The organism is Shewanella sp. FDAARGOS_354, from assembly GCF_002209245.2.
Lineage (GTDB): Bacteria > Pseudomonadota > Gammaproteobacteria > Enterobacterales > Shewanellaceae > Shewanella > Shewanella xiamenensis.
The window spans coordinates 4,681,590-4,697,060 of the sequence record NZ_CP022089.2; the positions used below are offsets into that span (position 1 = coordinate 4,681,590).

A 15,471-nucleotide genomic window follows, 5' to 3' on the forward strand; every position below is an offset into this window, starting at 1 on the left:
ACGATGATTTTAATCGCGCATTTGGCGTATTTTCACAAAGGTAGCGATTTTGTTGGTTTGTATGTTTTCGTTTATCACTGCGCTATTGAGTTGTTACCATTAGGCGCGCCTTCTATCTTTGTTCACAACTGGCTTGCCCACTGGGATTGGCTCTGTTAATGTCCCTAGCTATCTTCTATTACGCGCGTTGTCGCTGTTTTGCTAAGGCAATCACGGTTGAAATTAATGTCACTTTTCTGCAAACGATTTAGTTAGCCTCAATGGCTACTGGGTTGAAATATTCAAAAGCTATTGGGGCCAATTGATCTGCTCTATTGAGATCGGATTGGATGCTTTAAGTTTAGTGACGCTTTTCGTTTGAGATTGCTGTTGGCTTAATCACAGAGTGCGCAAGGCTTTATCCTTCAAATCTACTCAAAAACCTTAAAAAAATAATTAATACTTGAACAGGATAATTGTGTGAATTCAAAAATGTTAGGCTCGATAGCCATCGTCGCGGGAACCGCCATTGGCGCGGGAATGTTAGCCTTACCCTTAGCCACGGCTGCGTTAGGTATGATCCCCGCTATTTTATTGATGGTGGTTATTTGGGGGCTGTCAGCCTATACCTCATTGTTAATGCTTGAGATTAACCTTCGTTCTGGTGTGGGCGATAATGTCCATGCGATTACTGGCAAATTACTCGGTAAGAAAGGCCAAATGGTGCAAGGCGCATCGTTCCTTAGCTTACTCTTTGCCTTAACGGCGGCGTATCTAACAGGAGGCTCATCGCTATTAGTGCTCAAAGCGCAAAATATGTTTGATATCGTGTTAGATAACCAACTTGCGGTGGTGTTATTCACCTTAGTACTGGGCGGGTTTGCGGCATTAGGCGTGGCTTGGGTCGATAAAGTGTCGCGCTTTTTGTTCTCATTGATGATTTTATTGCTGATTGTTGTCGTGCTGTTTTTATTACCTGAAGTCAGTATTTCCAGTATGGCAACCAATGCGATAGCGCAATCCTTGACCAGCAGTTGGATGGCGGCGATCCCTGTGGTATTCACCTCCTTTGGTTTTCACGTGTGTATTGCAACCTTAGTGCGTTATTTAGATGGTGATGCCGCCTCGCTGCGTAAGGTATTGTTAATAGGTTCAACGATTCCGCTTGCCTGTTATATCTTTTGGTTGTTGGTGACCTTAGGCACTGTGGGGGGCAATGAAATCAGTGGCTTTAATGGTTCTTTGCCTGCGCTTATCAGTGCGTTACAAGAGATTGCCCATACGCCTTGGATCAGTAAATGTATTTCGCTATTCGCGGATTTAGCTTTAATTACCTCTTTCCTCGGGGTGACCTTAAGTTTGTATGATTTTGTGGCAGAACTCACCCGCGCTAAGAAAACCTTTTTGGGGCGGACGCAAACCTGGTTATTAACCTTTGTGCCGCCATTGTTATGCGCGCTCTATGTGCCCGAAGGCTTTGTTGCCGTATTAGGCTTTGCTGCGGTGCCGCTGGTGGTGATGATTATTTTTCTGCCGATTGTGATGGCGCTACGTCAACGTCAAGCCGTGCCCCAAGGATACCAAGTGTCAGGCGGAACATTTGCCCTTGGCCTTGCTGGTCTGTTGGGTGCAATCATTATTGGTGCTCAGCTATTTGTCGCACTTTAAACTGCGGCAATTGAGCGCATTTAAACTTGTAGTGCTTAGTTAATGTATTTGCTTTGTAAGCGAATTTTTCTGAGTCTGTTATAAAGTGCGTGCGATATGCTAAAGTCAGGCTCTATGCCTGACTTTTTACTTTCTGGCTGTCGGGTAAGTGATTCACATCATACGTAGAAATAGCCTCGCAAGCGCTCGGCTTTCTTTATCAAAACGGACTTAAGACAATGAAAAAATGGTTACTCTCAGTTGCTGTGGCGGCGAGTTTTGCTTCCCATGCTGACGAAGGTATGTGGCAGCCCCATCAATTGCCCGCAATGGCCGATGAACTCAAAGCGAAAGGCTTAGAAATTGATGCTAAATCAATCTCTAAACTTACCGAATTCCCGATGAATGCCGTGATAAGCCTTGGTGGCTGTACGGCATCTTTTGTATCACCCAAAGGCTTAGTGGTGACTAACCATCACTGCGCCTATGGTTCGATTCAATACAATTCTACTGCTGAGAAAAACCTGTTACAGGACGGTTTTTTAGCTAAAACCTTTGCTGATGAATTACCCGCAGCCCCAGGCTCACGGGTATATGTGACTGAAGATGTGACTAATGTTACTGAGCGCGTTAAAGCTGGGCTAGAAAACAAAACGGGACGTGAGTTTTATCAAGGGATTGAAAACCAAGAGAAAGCTCTCGTTGCCGAGTGTGAAAAAGACGAAGGCTATCGTTGCCAGGTGTATAGCTTCCACGGTGGCTTGGAATACTATCTGGTTAAACAGCTAGAAATCCGCGACGTGCGTTTAGTCTACAATCCTGCGGGCAGTGTGGGTAAATACGGTGGCGATATCGATAACTGGATGTGGCCACGTCATACGGGCGACTATTCTTTCTACCGCGCCTATGTGTCTAAAAATGGTAAACCCGCAGAATTTAGCGCTGACAACGTGCCCTACGAGCCAAAGAGCTTCTTAAAAGTCTCTGCTAAAGGCGTGAGTGAAGGTGACTTTGTGATGGTAGCGGGTTACCCCGGCCGCACAAATCGTTATCGCACCGCGACTGAAGTTCAAAATGAGTTTGAGTGGGCTTATCCCGAAGGCAAAATGCTGCGTGAGCGCTTTATTGAAATCATCAAAGCAACTGCGCCAGAGGGCAGTGACGAGCGGATTAAGTACGAGAGCCAAATCGCGGGTTTAGCAAACTATGCTAAAAACTTCACTTCGATGATCGAGTTCTACGGCAAATCGACCATGTTGGCCGACCGTAAAGCCCTTGAAGCTAAACTGGCTGAGTGGATCGCTAAAGACAGCAGCCGTGAGGCTAAATACGGTAAAACCTTAGCCGAATTAGATGCCTTGATTGCTAAGAGCAAAGCGCACCAAGAGCGGGATATGATTTTAAGCTACATCAGTAGCACCACTATGTTACCAACGGCGACGAATCTGTACCGTTTAGCCCATGAAAAGCAACTGCCTGATATGCAGCGTGAACCAGGCTTCCAAGACCGTGATATGACTCGCTTTAAGGCAAGCATGGAACGTATTGATCGCCGTTATGCCGCGAGTGTCGATAAGGCCGTACTCTTAGATATGCTAAAACGTTATGCCGCGTTACCTGAAGCGCAGCGTTTACCTGCGATGGATAAAGCCTTTGGTATCGATAACAAGGTTAACGAAGCTAAGCTTGCTAAAACCTTAGATAAAATGTACGCCAAAACCGAACTCGGTAATAAAGATGTGCGTTTAGCTTGGATGGAAAAATCCGTCGACGATTTTAAAGCCTCTAAGGATCCTTTTATTCAATTTGCGGTGGCCATGTATGACACCAATATGAGCGAAGAGAAGAAAGAAAAAGAATTAGATGGCGAGCTGATGAAAGTGCGTCCGCAATATATGGATGCCATCATTGCCTATAATCTTGAGCAGGGTAAGCCTGTTTACGCCGATGCAAACTCTAGCCTGCGTGTTACGGTTGGCCATGTAAAAGGTTATTCGCCAAAAGATGGTTTAGTGGCTGTGCCATTCACTCGCCTCGAAGGCATAGTGCAAAAAGACACGGGAATTGATCCATTCGATGCACCGAAAAAGCAGTTAGAGCTTATTAAACAGAAGCAATACGGTGATTTCTATATGAAATCCATCGATTCTGTGCCTGTAAACTTCCTGTCGACCTTAGATACCACTGGTGGTAACTCAGGTTCACCTACCTTAAACGGCCGCGCCGAATTAGTGGGTCTGCTGTTCGATGGTGTATATGAAAGCATTATCGGCGGCTGGGCATTTGATAATGAAATTAACCGCTCTATTCATGTCGATAGCCGTTATATGTTGTGGGTAATGAAATATTTGGATGGTGCCGACAATCTCTTAGCTGAGATGGAAATCGTTAAATAATCCATTGCCGGATTAGCGTCACTGCGGTCAAAGCAAGACAATAAAAAGCGATAAACCCATAGGGCTTATCGCTTTTTCATTTTGAGATGATAAAACGACCCAATGCCTGCGTATGGTGGAAAGCGGTTTGGGATAGATATTCATTAGGTTGAGTTGCACACGCCCTAGTGCTCGCTAAATATCAAATACTGGCTTTCGTTGCATTCACTCAACGAGACAGTAAATAGAAACTAATATTGATACTGGCTTAGGGTTTCTATTAGGGACTAATTCAGCAGTATCCAGTTTGAATTTAGCCCTAAATGTCTTGTGGTGTAGCGCTGATGTATTCACCTAAAGTGATCTGTAAGATAAGAAGATCACTGCAGCTTTGGTGGCACAAAAAATAGTGTGCCACTTCACCCTTAGCAGATTATCAGTTCTTAAAAATTTGGACAGAATCATCTATCTCTGCGGGTTCTTCCTGCATAACGGGTGGGTTGGCGATATGGTCGTCTAAATTATCACTCAGCATTTCACGGTATTCTGCGCTAAACCAGTCGAGTGCATTGTCTTTTTCTGCACCTAAATCGGCTGATTTAATCGCCGCTTCAAAAGCATTAAAACGGGCTGCCGCAAAACGCAGGGCGGTACCTACTTTGCCTACATCACCTTCTTGCTGGCTTAGCTGATTGGCTAAGGCAATAAATTGATCGGCAAGTTCAAAAATAGTGGTGTTGCTCGTGTCTGTCATAGCGCTTACTCAAAATAATTTATTGGTGGGCGATTCTATCCTAATTTCTATGGGAAAGAATCGCTAACTCTTAACTATTGGGATCTAAGTCTGTTGTGACGGTTCCCGTTCTTGAATCGTAATAAATGGATAATTTATCGTTAGCCCGATAAAAATATCGGCATTGGTTAGGGTTGAGATAACTGGCTTTATAGTCTGTTTCCGTGGCATCAATATTGAGTCGTGAGACGCTCGGCTGCGCATTTTGGAATAAGACTTCCCATACAGAGACACAGTCTTCCACATTATCTAATGAAGGTGATGCCTCATTGCCATAAATATAGTGTTGGGCAGGCCAACCGTTAGCATTAAAGTCCACTTGTTCAGATTGTGCAGTGCCAAATACGGGCAAATCTTCCTTGGGGCCTGAACCCACTTTCACTGCCCAAACTGAACGCGCTAAATTTAAACCGGATTTAAATCCTGCGCCTGCGGCTTTGACTGTAGCTATCTGCGCATCTTGCTGCACATTGATAAACTTGGGCAAAGCCACAACGGCTAAAATTCCAAGCACAATAATCACTACAACGAGTTCAATTAAGGTAAAGCCTGCGGATTGTGGACTTGAGCCTTGTAAGCGGTCGCGGATCATTTATCTGAATGAATAGGGGATAAGTGCCGACACTATAGCACTTAATTGGTGGCATTTTAACTTGAACTATCAGCAGTTCAGGCGAATTAATCGCACAGTGAGCTTGTCATGGTTGCTTATCACTTTTAAGCTAACGGCATTGTAACTTAAGTAAGAGAAACTGATTTTGGCGACTTGGCAAGCATTTATCGACCATCAACGTACGCAGCCTTACTATCAACAGCTGATCGCATTTGTGAATCAACAGCGAGAAGCGGGCAAAGTGATTTATCCTCCGAAAGAGGATGTGTTTAATGCATTCAAAACAACGCCGCTCGAGCAAGTGCGTGTAGTGTTAATTGGTCAAGATCCCTACCATGGCCCCAATCAAGCCCACGGTTTATGTTTCTCAGTGAAACGAGGGGTTAAACCGCCGCCTTCGCTTGCCAATATGTATAAAGAATTGGTTAACGATATTCCGGGATTCCATATTCCCAACCATGGTGATTTAACGGCCTGGGCTGAACAGGGGATTTTGATGCTTAATACTGTCCTCACGGTAGAACAGGGGCAGGCGCACTCCCATGCCAATGCGGGCTGGGAAATTTTTACGACGGAAGCGTTAAAGCTGCTTAATGCGCAGCAACGTCCAATTATCTTCGTGCTGTGGGGGAGCCATGCCATCAAAAAAGGTGCTGTGATTAACGCGCCACAACACCAAATTCTATCGGGACCGCATCCATCACCTTTATCGGCGTATCGTGGTTTTTTTGGTTGTGGGCATTTTTCAAAAGTGAATCAACTACTGATGGCTCGGGGCGAAGTGCCGATTCAATGGCAGGTTTAAGTTCCATGTTGTAAAGAACGTTAAAAATAAAAAGGCCTTGCTAAGCAAGGCCTTTTTATTGATTGTTCACAACAGCTTAGTGGTTGCGATCTACAGATATTTTCGCCAGTGAGACTAATGCGGTTTTAAAATCACTGTCAGGTAATGCCGCAAGTGCAGCAATAGCCTTATTTGATTCCTCAATGGCCTTTTGCTGAGTATAAGTGAGCGCGCCGCAATGATGCAGAGCGGCAACTATCTTCTCAATAGCATGGGTGCCATCACCTTGCTCAATCGCATGACGAATGAGTTGCTGCTCTTCTTCTGTGCCATGGGCAATGGCATAGATCAGCGGTAAGGTCGGCTTGCCTTCGGCGAGGTCATCACCGATGTTTTTACCTAACTCTTCACTGTCGGCGGTGTAGTCGAGCAAATCGTCGGTCAATTGGAAGGCTGTACCTAAATACTTACCATAATCGCCCAACGCCGTTTCTTGTTCAGGTGTGGCGCCCGCTAATACCGCGGCAAGTAAGGTTGCGGCTTCGAATAGCTTTGCAGTCTTACAGTAAATCACCCGCATATAGCTTTCTTCGGTAGTATCTGGGTCATTACAGTTCATTAGCTGTAATACTTCGCCCTCAGCTAATACGTTGGTGGTATCGGCTAGTACCCGTAATACTCGCATATTGTCGAGTTCAGTCATCATTTGGAATGAGCGGGTATAAAGGAAGTCACCCACTAATACACTGGCGCTGTTACCAAAGAGCGCGTTGGCGGTTTCGCGGCCGCGTCTGAGGGTCGATTCGTCGACCACATCATCGTGCAGTAATGAAGCGGTATGAATAAATTCAATAATCGCGGCAAGCTTAAGGTGGGCTTCACCTTTATAGTCGACGGCGCGAGCGGCGAGGACGGACAGTAAAGGACGAAGACGTTTACCACCACCATTGATAATGTAGAAACCTAGCTGGTTGATCAGGGCGACATCTGACTCCAGCTGTTTATAGATCAGCTGATTGACTGCTTGCATATCAGTGTCAGCCAGTTGACGAATAGCGTTTAAATCCATAATAGACTCTGGTTGTGGGGCCATTACGTACCCGGCCTGTATTTTAGGCTCACGTGTTATATAGAATGAATTTTACCTAAAATTCTGACATATGACAGTACTCACACTACTAATGTGCGAGTTATTCCGGCCTTTTTTTATTCTTTCCTAATTAGGGCTTGCCAGATAAGGATTCTTCGCGTAAACTCCGCGCCCATTGTCAATAAAGTTTTTGTAGCATCCTGCCCCCAAGAATGTGGGCCAGCATGTTAGGAATATCGGAGTAAAATAGCTATGTACGCTGTTTTTCAAAGTGGTGGTAAACAACACCGTGTAGCCCCTGGCCACACAGTTCGTTTAGAAAAATTAGAAGTTGCTACTGGTTCAACTGTTGAATTCGATCAAGTTTTACTGATCGCTGACGGTGAAAAAGTGCACGTTGGTGCTCCTTTAGTGGCTGGCGGTAAAGTCGTTGCTGAAGTAGTAAGTCATGGTCGTGGCGAGAAAGTAACTATTGTTAAGTTCCGTCGTCGTAAGCACCACGACAAGAAGTTGGGCCACCGTCAGTGGTTCACCGAAGTTAAAATTACTGCTATCAACGCATAATAGGAGTCTAACTCATGGCACATAAAAAAGCTGGCGGTTCTACTCGTAACGGCCGTGATTCAGAAAGTAAACGTCTAGGTGTTAAGCGCTTTGGCGGTGAATCAGTTCTAGCTGGTAACATTATCGTTCGTCAACGTGGTACTAAATTCCACGCTGGTGTAAACGTGGGTATTGGTCGCGACCACACTCTGTTTGCTCTGACCGACGGTAAAGTAAAATTCGAAGTTAAAGGTCCTAATAACCGTAAGTTTATTAGCATCGAAGCTTAATTTTCGAGTCTAGCTTATACTGTAAAGCCCCGCCTTTGGTGGGGCTTTCTGTTTTTTGTGCTTCTACTTACCTACGTTTCTGGAGCAATTTGATAAATCTTTATCAAATTAAGGGCGTTGACTGGTAAGATTGGGAGCAAGTATCTCGAGTTTTTTGGCGACCGATGAAGTTAAACGGTATAATTCCTTCATTCAGTGATGCCAGGAGTAAGTATGAAGTTTGTCGATGAGGCAGTAATTAGGGTCGAAGCAGGCGACGGCGGTAGCGGTTGCGTGAGTTTCAGACGCGAAAAATATATCCCTGATGGTGGTCCTGATGGTGGTGATGGTGGTGACGGCGGCAGTGTGTATCTGGAGGCCGACGAAAACTTCAACACCTTGATTGAATATCGTTTTGAACGTTTCCACATGGCTGAACGCGGTGAAAACGGTCGTGGCCGTGATTGTACTGGCCATAGTGGTAAAGATTTGATTTTAAAAGTGCCTGTGGGTACTCGTGCGATTGATCATGACACCGAGGAAGTGCTTGGTGATTTAACTACCCATGGCCAGAAGTTATTAGTGGCAAAAGGTGGTTTCCATGGTTTAGGGAATACTCGCTTTAAGAGCAGTACAAACCGTGCGCCCCGCCAGAAAACCTTAGGTACACCGGGTGAAGTGCGTAGCTTAAAATTAGAACTGCTATTGTTAGCCGATGTTGGCTTGCTTGGTATGCCTAATGCGGGTAAATCGACCTTTATTCGTGCAGTGTCTCGTGCGACACCTAAGGTTGCGGATTATCCCTTTACGACATTAGTGCCTAACCTCGGTGTGGTTAACCCACGTCCAGGCCAAAGCTATGTGATCGCAGATATTCCTGGTTTGATCGAAGGCGCGGCAGAAGGTGCGGGTCTGGGTATTCGCTTCTTAAAGCATTTAGAACGTTGCCGTATTCTGTTACATATCATCGATATCGAGCCAATTGATGGCACAGATCCTGTCGACTCTGCCCGTGCAATCGTCGGTGAGCTTGAAAAGTATTCGCCAAAACTGGCAAGCAAACCTCGTTGGTTAGTCTTCAATAAGGCCGATCTACTGCTCGAAGACGAGCTAAAAGAAAAGGTTGACCGAGTTGTTAAAGAGCTTGGTTGGGAAGGTGAGGTTTACACTATTTCCGCCTATGGCCGCGATGGTACTAAGGAATTAGCGACTAAGCTGTGGGATTTCATCCAAAGTCTTCCTCCTGAAGATAAAGATGCAAATCCAGACGATGAAGTCGAATTCAAGTGGGATAATTATCATCAAGCTAACATTGAGTCCGTCAATGAAGATTATGATGATGACTTCGACGATGACTTTGATGATGATGACTACGATGTTGAAGTCATCTACCAAAGATAATATCCATATCTAAGTTTTGAGAGTTTCGTGTACGCAGATACTCAAAATGATATTACTCGGCAAGTTGTGCGGGTTGCACAACTCTTGCTGGCCTACGGTGCTGAATCTGATTTAGTTGAAGAAATCAGCCAGCGCCTAGGTCAGGCCTTAGGCTTAGCAAGTATCGAGCTTTCTATTTCCTCCAATTCCCTCGTGTTAACGAGTTTAGTTCATGGTCGCTGTATCACGACAACGCGTCGGATCCGTGAGCATGGCATTAACATGACCATAGTGTGTGAGTTACAACGTATTTGTTTACTTGCAGAAAAAGGCCTCTATGGCCCCAATGAAGTGCGCAAACGTTTAGCCCGCATCGAGCCTAAGACCTATCCTCCTTATCTTGTTATATTGATGATAGGCTTATCCTGCGCGAGTTTTTGTCACCTCTTTAATGGTGATGTCGCGGCTTCAATCATTACTTTTTTCGCCTCTGCAGTGGGAATGTCGGTGCGCCTTGCGATCGCAAAGCGGCATTTTAATTTGCTGGTGAATTTTGCGGTGACGGCATTTGTCACTAGCATGTTGGCGCAGACGGGTTATGTATTCAACTTGAGTGAGACTCCGCAGGCGGCCATGGCGGCCAGTGTATTAATGCTGGTGCCGGGATTCCCAATGATCAATGCGATTTCTGATATGGTTAAGGGGCATATGAACGTGGGCATTTCCCGTTGGGGACATGCAACATTACTGACGGTTTCTTCGGTCATTGGGATTACAATCGCAATGCAACTTGGTGGTATTTTTCTGTGATGGAATTACTGACTATTTTGCTACACGATGCCTTTTTCTCAGCGATCCCTGCCATCGGCTTTGCCATGGTATTTAATGTACCTAAACGCTTTTTAGTCTACTGTGCATTAGCTGGCGCAATTGGTCATAGCTCTCGCACACTTATGCTGCAATTTGGCTTACCCATTGAGTGGGCGACCTTTGCCGCGGCGGCGTTAGTGGGCACTATTACTATCGGGTTTGCAAAGCGTCATTTAGCGCCGCCGTTGATGTATGCAGTTGCTGCCATTATCCCCATGATCCCAGGTACTTATGCATTCAATACTGTGATTGCCTTAGTGCAACTCACGGCACAATCGCAGGTAAGCCAAGAGCTAACAGGCCAAGTGATTAGTAATGGGCTAAAAACAGTCTTTATTCTAGGGGCACTATCGGTTGGTTTAGCCTTGCCGAGTTTGCTGTACTTTAGAACCCGTCCAGTTATTAAATAAAAACAATTCCACAGGAGTGACCATGCGCATTGCTATGATAGCCGCGATGGCAAACAATCGAGTCATCGGAAAAGACAATAAAATGCCATGGCATCTACCCGAAGATTTACGCCATTTTAAAGCCATGACCTTAGGTAAGCCAGTTGTGATGGGCCGTAAAACCTTTGAATCAATCGGTCGACCTTTACCTGGGCGTCATAATATTGTGATTTCTCGCCAAGCGGATTTATTGATCGAGGGCGTAACCTGTGTCACATCATTTGAAGCTGCCAAAGAGGCGGCTGGCGATTGTGAAGAGTTGGTGGTCATTGGCGGTGGACAATTGTATCAACAGCTATTACCCCAAGCCGATAGGCTCTATCTAACTCAAATTAACTTAGACGTTGAAGGTGATACCTTTTTCCCTGCTTGGAAAAACGATGAGTGGCAAGAAACCGAATCCGTAGCAGCTATAAATGCTGATGGGCTGGAATATCGCTTTATCAATTTGGCAAAAAAATGTTAAATTATGTCGTTATGTTGTGTACCCTGTGCGTATGGATTGTCAATATGTCGAAGGTATTATACCGGCTAGGCGCCAGTAGGCTGAGATAACTGTGTTATCGAGAGCTATCTGAACCTGAGAGGTCAATTATCGTTAGAGATAGACGCAGACCATACAAACCATAAAAAAATTATAAGAAAGTATTAAGGAGTATCGGATGCGTCTAATGCCTGTAGCCTTGGCTGCACTAATCGGATTTAGCTATGTTTCTGTGCCAACCTCGGCTAAAGCGACTGAAGCAGATCCGCTTGTTGCGAGTATTTGTGATTACGTTAAAGCGAACGATAAAAACCGCTTACGTAAAAAATTAAAAGAAAGTCGTGTTAAATTGCGCCAAGTTTACAGCGGAATTAGTTGTGACGGCCAAAGCTTACTACGTACCGCCTATGCCGTGAATGCGAATGATGCGGGTGAGTTTGTTGCTAAGCGGTTATCCGCCAACGAGCTAAGCGTACCAGAAGCGGATGGCATGACTATCCAAGCTTGGGCTGAGGCAAATGGTCATAGTGCCAGTCCTATCACTGCAGCGGTTAAAGAGCGTTTAGGTGCAGGCGCTGGCGGTGAAGAAGAGTAATAGCCTGATTAATCATTTTCTCGCGTGCTTTTACATAGACAAAGAATAATACATAAAAAATGCCGAACTCAGTTCGGCATTTTTTATGTGTGTCGTTTAGGCCATTTTTACCGAATATTAAGTTGAGTTCCGAAATTGCATTTATAGCATTTGGCTGCGGGATAGCCTGATAACCTAGTTCAAGGGAAAGCGCAAGCCAAAGAAAAGGGCCGCGACAGCGACCCTATTTATACCTGAGTGTTTGCTTACACTCTAAATTCACCGACAGAAGCTTGTAGCTCTTCGGCAAGCTTAGCCACCTGGTGGCTTGATTGGGCGGTTTGATCTGCGCCAATCGCGGTCTCTTCCGAAATTGCTGCAATATGTTCTAGCTTTTCAGACACTTGTTGGCTTACTAAATTTTGTTCCTGCGCGGCGTGGGCAATATGAGTGCCTGCATCATAGGCTTTATGCACCGACTGGCTGATGGTCTCTAGGGCAAGGTTGGCTTGTTCTGTTTTTGCTACGCAGGCATTGGCTTGGGCACGGCCCATATCCATCGCAGCCACTGCTTGCTGTGCCCCTTGCTGTAGTACCTCAATCATTTGTTGAATTTCACGGGTCGAGACTTGGGTTCTTGATGCTAGGCTTCTTACTTCGTCGGCGACGACCGCAAAGCCACGGCCTTGTTCACCCGCCCGCGCGGCTTCAATGGCCGCGTTCAATGCCAATAGATTCGTCTGTTCGGCAATACCGCGGATCACATCCAAAATCGAGCCAATTGAGGCGCTATCCGATTGGACCTTGTTAATCACTTGGCCTGCTTTAGCCACTTCTTCCGCTAAGGCCAGAATGGTGTGTTTATTTTCCTCGGCAATAGCACGCATATGCTTAGCTTCTTGATCAGCTTGTTTAATTTGTGCGAGGGCATCATCGGCACTCATCGACACTTGTTGCGCGCTGGAGCTTAATTCTGTCGTTGCGGTAGCCACTTGATCGACTTGATTCTTTTGTTCTTGGATACCCGTGGTGGTTTGTGCGGTGATTGCAGAGGTCTGTTCAGCTGCGGCGGCAAGCTGGTTTGAACGATCTAAAATACCCGCAATTAAGCCGCGTAAACTATAGACCAAGCGATTACAGTTTTTGGCAAGTTCAGCAAACTCATCGTGACCTGAATCATCTAATTTGTGGGTTAAATTACCTGAAGCGAGCACATTCAGCGCATTGTTTACTTGGTTCAGCGAGCGTTTTAGGGGCGTGACTACGGCAAAGCTGATAATAACGGCGACAACAATTGCGATAAGCACCACAATCATAGTGCGGATACTTGCTGCATCAATTTGAGCAATGGTTTCTTGGCTCATTTGTGCCGCAACCGCTTCGATATTATTGCTCACTTCTTCCATGTTACGATCGATGATTTTAGCGTCTTTCTCAATAATGCTGAGTTGATTCGATGCCGCCAGTGCGTGGTTCAGCTGGCTCGCTTTGAGTTGCACCATAGAATCTGAGCCTTCGAGGAGTGCCAGTACTTTTTTAATATCTTGGTTAATCGATTCTAAGGTATCAGCTTCAATAATACCCTGCGCATGGCGGTTAACGTATTCGAGCTTATTTTTGCTTTCGCTAAGAATGTAATCAAGTTCCTTGGAAATGAGTTCGTGTTTACTCATTTCTTCGTTTGTCACCAAATCAGCAATGGTGGTGATGATATTCCCCATGCTGCTATCAATTGCACTGGCTGAAGCTGCAAGACTCTGGGCATCAGGGTTTTGGCTATTTTCTAAATCGATAATATCGAGCAGTACCGATGAGGCATCATCGGCGGCATTTTCGAGTTTCTTTTTTAAATTGATAAGCTGTTCTTGTTTGCTTAACGCGGCTTCTCGCTCGGTAAGCATGGCCAAACTATCCCGCTCAAAGGTAGAAAAGCTTGTATTTAATTGAGAAATCAATGATGACAAGTTGTTTTGCTTTTGAACAAGCTGGTTGAGATTGCTGATCTCATTTTTAAACTGGGCGCTATGGTCGTTAAATACTTTACGGATATCGGGAATGAGCCGGGATTTTGGGGCATGGTAAGCGATTAATACTTGACGCTGTTGCTCACTCAGGGACTCGGTTAAATGATTGGTCGATTTTAGGGCTGGCAGGCTGAGTTCTTGCATCATCGCCGAACTATCTTTGAGGCTAATGTTCGTCAGGTAAGAGGTAAATCCTAACAACACAAGTAAAAGCGTGACTATGCTAAACCCGCCAATGACTCGGGTGGCTACATTAACTTTCATAGGATACTCCGGTTATTATTATATTATTCCGAATGAAAAGATTATTAAATTCAGGGCTTAGACGCACTGTCGTTTATCGACCAAAGTTAAGGTTAGTTTAACTCTTTTTTAACTTTTTTTGGGTAATTTTTTGGTCTTTTTCAAGATGCCATAGGGTGAGGTGTTCTCCCCAGCAACAGCCTGTATCGAGTGCTTTTAACTTAGGATCTTTCACTTTTCCCATCAATGCAGCCCAATGTCCAAACACTAAGGTGTGACTTTGGCGTAATGCCGACGTAAATTCAAACCACGGGCGAAGCTGTGGATTACTGCAATTTTCTGGTGGCTGTTTACAATCAAAATCCAAATGACCATCGATATACAAATAACGCATGCGGGTCAACGCATTAATACAAAATCGCAGCCGATTTATACCAATAGCACTTGGGTCCCAACGTTCTGCAGTGTCGGTATACATTTGGCGAATGAGAGCATCGAGATAATCATTTTGCTGTAGGGCTTGGCTAACCAGTTGGGATTCTTGCTTTAATTGTTCTAACGACCATTGCGGTGGCACGCCAGCATGGGTCATGATGACGTTATGTTCTGGCAACTCCCGCATTAAGGGTTGCTGCCTAAGCCAGTCGATAAGGCTCGAAATATCCGGTGCGTTTAATAGTGGTGTGAGGTTATCACTGGGTTTATCCCGCTTAAGTTTGCCATGCAGGGCCAGTAAATGCAGATCGTGGTTCCCGAGAACCGTTTTACCCGCATCACCTAGAGATTGAAAAAAGCGCAGTGTCGCTAATGAATCTGGGCCTCTAGCGACAAGATCACCCACCGCCCACAGTTCATCGCGGGATGGATTAAAGTCGACTTTAGCAAGTAATTTTTGGAGTTCGGCAAAACAGCCTTGGACATCACCAACAAAATAATGGGCCACAGTATCCTTTCTTAAATTAAATCAGTGTAATAAACCAGGGGTCGCTAAACGGAAGGGCTTAATGGTTGCCTTAAAACGTTCGCCAGATTCGCTGACCATACCATAAGTACCATACATAATGCCAAGAGGCGTATCGAGTACTGTGCCACTGGTATATTGGTAGGCGGTATTGGGTGGAATGCTTGGGGTTTCGCCGACTACTCCTGCACCTTGTACTTCAGTCATTTTGCCGTTCGCGTCGGTAATGATCCAGTGACGGGTTTCGAGTTTTGCGGTCTGCTCACCGAGGTTAATAATGGTGATAGTGTAGCTAAAGAGGTATTTCTGATCCTCTGGCGAGGATTGTTGTTCAATATACTCGGTTTTGACTTCGACTCGGATAGAGTTATCCAATACGCTCATGTGAGTTCC

General features: G+C 45.3%; 16 protein-coding genes. 10 read left to right on the plus strand and 6 right to left on the minus strand.

All coding sequences use genetic code 11. The features are described 5' to 3' along the window. Nucleotides 1-471 precede the first annotated feature (471 nt). Together CEQ32_RS21055 and CEQ32_RS21060 are read left to right on the plus strand one after the other, a co-directional pair. Nucleotides 472-1,647: an aromatic amino acid transport family protein gene (locus tag CEQ32_RS21055; protein ID WP_181382092.1), complete on the plus strand. Its 1,176-nt coding sequence runs from the start codon at nucleotides 472-474 to the stop codon at nucleotides 1,645-1,647. A 218-nt stretch (nucleotides 1,648-1,865) separates the two neighbouring features. Continuing rightward, nucleotides 1,866-4,022, plus strand: coding sequence for a S46 family peptidase (locus CEQ32_RS21060; RefSeq protein ID WP_069454374.1), 2,157 nt, complete (start codon nucleotides 1,866-1,868; stop codon nucleotides 4,020-4,022). Between the two features lie 415 nt (nucleotides 4,023-4,437). Here CEQ32_RS21060 and CEQ32_RS21065 read toward each other — a convergent pair whose 3' ends face one another. Together CEQ32_RS21065 and CEQ32_RS21070 are read right to left on the minus strand one after the other, a co-directional pair. After that, on the minus strand, nucleotides 4,438-4,755 hold the full coding sequence (locus CEQ32_RS21065) for a DUF3144 domain-containing protein (RefSeq protein ID WP_037421448.1): 318 nt from the start codon (nucleotides 4,753-4,755) through the stop codon (nucleotides 4,438-4,440). A gap of 70 nt (nucleotides 4,756-4,825) precedes the next feature. Beyond that, a complete protein-coding gene (locus CEQ32_RS21070; protein ID WP_037421445.1) occupies nucleotides 4,826-5,386 on the minus strand; it encodes a Tfp pilus assembly protein FimT/FimU in 561 nt (186 codons plus the stop codon). 160 nt (nucleotides 5,387-5,546) lie between these two features. Between CEQ32_RS21070 and ung the strand changes: the two genes are divergently transcribed. Next, nucleotides 5,547-6,212: a uracil-DNA glycosylase gene (gene ung / locus CEQ32_RS21075; protein WP_088586790.1), complete on the plus strand. Its 666-nt coding sequence runs from the start codon at nucleotides 5,547-5,549 to the stop codon at nucleotides 6,210-6,212. Nucleotides 6,213-6,288: 76 nt separating this feature from the next. Here ung and ispB read toward each other — a convergent pair whose 3' ends face one another. After that, a complete protein-coding gene (ispB, locus tag CEQ32_RS21080) occupies nucleotides 6,289-7,260 on the minus strand; it encodes an octaprenyl diphosphate synthase (protein ID WP_037426181.1) in 972 nt (323 codons plus the stop codon). Nucleotides 7,261-7,533: 273 nt separating this feature from the next. On the opposite strand from ispB, the gene rplU reads away from it, so the two are divergent. The 7 genes from rplU to CEQ32_RS21115 all read left to right on the plus strand — a co-directional run bounded on the left by rplU (nucleotide 7,534) and on the right by CEQ32_RS21115 (nucleotide 11,871). After that, complete coding sequence (gene rplU / locus CEQ32_RS21085) at nucleotides 7,534-7,845, plus strand: 50S ribosomal protein L21 (protein ID WP_011073451.1); 312 nt, start codon at nucleotides 7,534-7,536, stop codon at nucleotides 7,843-7,845. Nucleotides 7,846-7,859: 14 nt separating this feature from the next. Beyond that, a complete protein-coding gene (rpmA, locus tag CEQ32_RS21090) occupies nucleotides 7,860-8,114 on the plus strand; it encodes a 50S ribosomal protein L27 (protein WP_007650346.1) in 255 nt (84 codons plus the stop codon). Between the two features lie 213 nt (nucleotides 8,115-8,327). Next, nucleotides 8,328-9,494: an Obg family GTPase CgtA gene (gene cgtA / locus CEQ32_RS21095; RefSeq protein WP_037421441.1), complete on the plus strand. Its 1,167-nt coding sequence runs from the start codon at nucleotides 8,328-8,330 to the stop codon at nucleotides 9,492-9,494. Nucleotides 9,495-9,521: 27 nt separating this feature from the next. After that, on the plus strand, nucleotides 9,522-10,283 hold the full coding sequence (locus CEQ32_RS21100) for a threonine/serine exporter family protein (RefSeq protein ID WP_037421437.1): 762 nt from the start codon (nucleotides 9,522-9,524) through the stop codon (nucleotides 10,281-10,283). Then, nucleotides 10,280-10,753 (plus strand): threonine/serine exporter family protein, encoded by a 474-nt coding sequence (locus CEQ32_RS21105; protein WP_037421434.1) that lies wholly within the window; start codon nucleotides 10,280-10,282, stop codon nucleotides 10,751-10,753. The genes CEQ32_RS21100 and CEQ32_RS21105 overlap by 4 nt, the downstream gene beginning before the upstream one ends. Before the next feature lie 22 nt (nucleotides 10,754-10,775). After that, nucleotides 10,776-11,258, plus strand: a complete 483-nt coding sequence (folA, locus tag CEQ32_RS21110) for a type 3 dihydrofolate reductase (protein WP_037421431.1) — start codon at nucleotides 10,776-10,778, stop codon at nucleotides 11,256-11,258. A 196-nt stretch (nucleotides 11,259-11,454) separates the two neighbouring features. Next, nucleotides 11,455-11,871, plus strand: coding sequence for a DUF3718 domain-containing protein (locus CEQ32_RS21115; RefSeq protein WP_037421428.1), 417 nt, complete (start codon nucleotides 11,455-11,457; stop codon nucleotides 11,869-11,871). A gap of 245 nt (nucleotides 11,872-12,116) precedes the next feature. Here the strand turns inward: CEQ32_RS21115 and CEQ32_RS21120 are convergent, their stop codons facing one another. From CEQ32_RS21120 to apaG, 3 genes are all read right to left on the minus strand, one after another. After that, nucleotides 12,117-14,138, minus strand: coding sequence for a methyl-accepting chemotaxis protein (locus CEQ32_RS21120; protein ID WP_088586791.1), 2,022 nt, complete (start codon nucleotides 14,136-14,138; stop codon nucleotides 12,117-12,119). Nucleotides 14,139-14,235: 97 nt separating this feature from the next. Beyond that, a complete protein-coding gene (locus CEQ32_RS21125) occupies nucleotides 14,236-15,060 on the minus strand; it encodes a symmetrical bis(5'-nucleosyl)-tetraphosphatase (RefSeq protein ID WP_047535502.1) in 825 nt (274 codons plus the stop codon). A 21-nt stretch (nucleotides 15,061-15,081) separates the two neighbouring features. Further along, nucleotides 15,082-15,462, minus strand: coding sequence for a Co2+/Mg2+ efflux protein ApaG (gene apaG, locus CEQ32_RS21130; RefSeq protein ID WP_037421420.1), 381 nt, complete (start codon nucleotides 15,460-15,462; stop codon nucleotides 15,082-15,084). Nucleotides 15,463-15,471: the final 9 nt, after the last annotated feature.

What these genes read in the sequence shown, in the direction of transcription:
- CEQ32_RS21055 (WP_181382092.1), top strand. Translation starts at nt 472, where the DNA reads ATGTTAGGCTCGATAGCCATCGTCGCGGGAACCGCCATTGGCGCGGGA.
- ispB (WP_037426181.1), bottom strand. Translation starts at nt 7,260, where the DNA reads ATGGATTTAAACGCTATTCGTCAACTGGCTGACACTGATATGCAAGCA.
- CEQ32_RS21070 (WP_037421445.1), bottom strand. Translation starts at nt 5,386, where the DNA reads ATGATCCGCGACCGCTTACAAGGCTCAAGTCCACAATCCGCAGGCTTT.
- folA (WP_037421431.1), top strand. Translation starts at nt 10,776, where the DNA reads ATGCGCATTGCTATGATAGCCGCGATGGCAAACAATCGAGTCATCGGA.
- cgtA (WP_037421441.1), top strand. Translation starts at nt 8,328, where the DNA reads ATGAAGTTTGTCGATGAGGCAGTAATTAGGGTCGAAGCAGGCGACGGC.
- apaG (WP_037421420.1), bottom strand. Translation starts at nt 15,462, where the DNA reads ATGAGCGTATTGGATAACTCTATCCGAGTCGAAGTCAAAACCGAGTAT.
- rplU (WP_011073451.1), top strand. Translation starts at nt 7,534, where the DNA reads ATGTACGCTGTTTTTCAAAGTGGTGGTAAACAACACCGTGTAGCCCCT.
- CEQ32_RS21060 (WP_069454374.1), top strand. Translation starts at nt 1,866, where the DNA reads ATGAAAAAATGGTTACTCTCAGTTGCTGTGGCGGCGAGTTTTGCTTCC.
- CEQ32_RS21065 (WP_037421448.1), bottom strand. Translation starts at nt 4,755, where the DNA reads ATGACAGACACGAGCAACACCACTATTTTTGAACTTGCCGATCAATTT.
- CEQ32_RS21120 (WP_088586791.1), bottom strand. Translation starts at nt 14,138, where the DNA reads ATGAAAGTTAATGTAGCCACCCGAGTCATTGGCGGGTTTAGCATAGTC.
- CEQ32_RS21115 (WP_037421428.1), top strand. Translation starts at nt 11,455, where the DNA reads ATGCGTCTAATGCCTGTAGCCTTGGCTGCACTAATCGGATTTAGCTAT.
- rpmA (WP_007650346.1), top strand. Translation starts at nt 7,860, where the DNA reads ATGGCACATAAAAAAGCTGGCGGTTCTACTCGTAACGGCCGTGATTCA.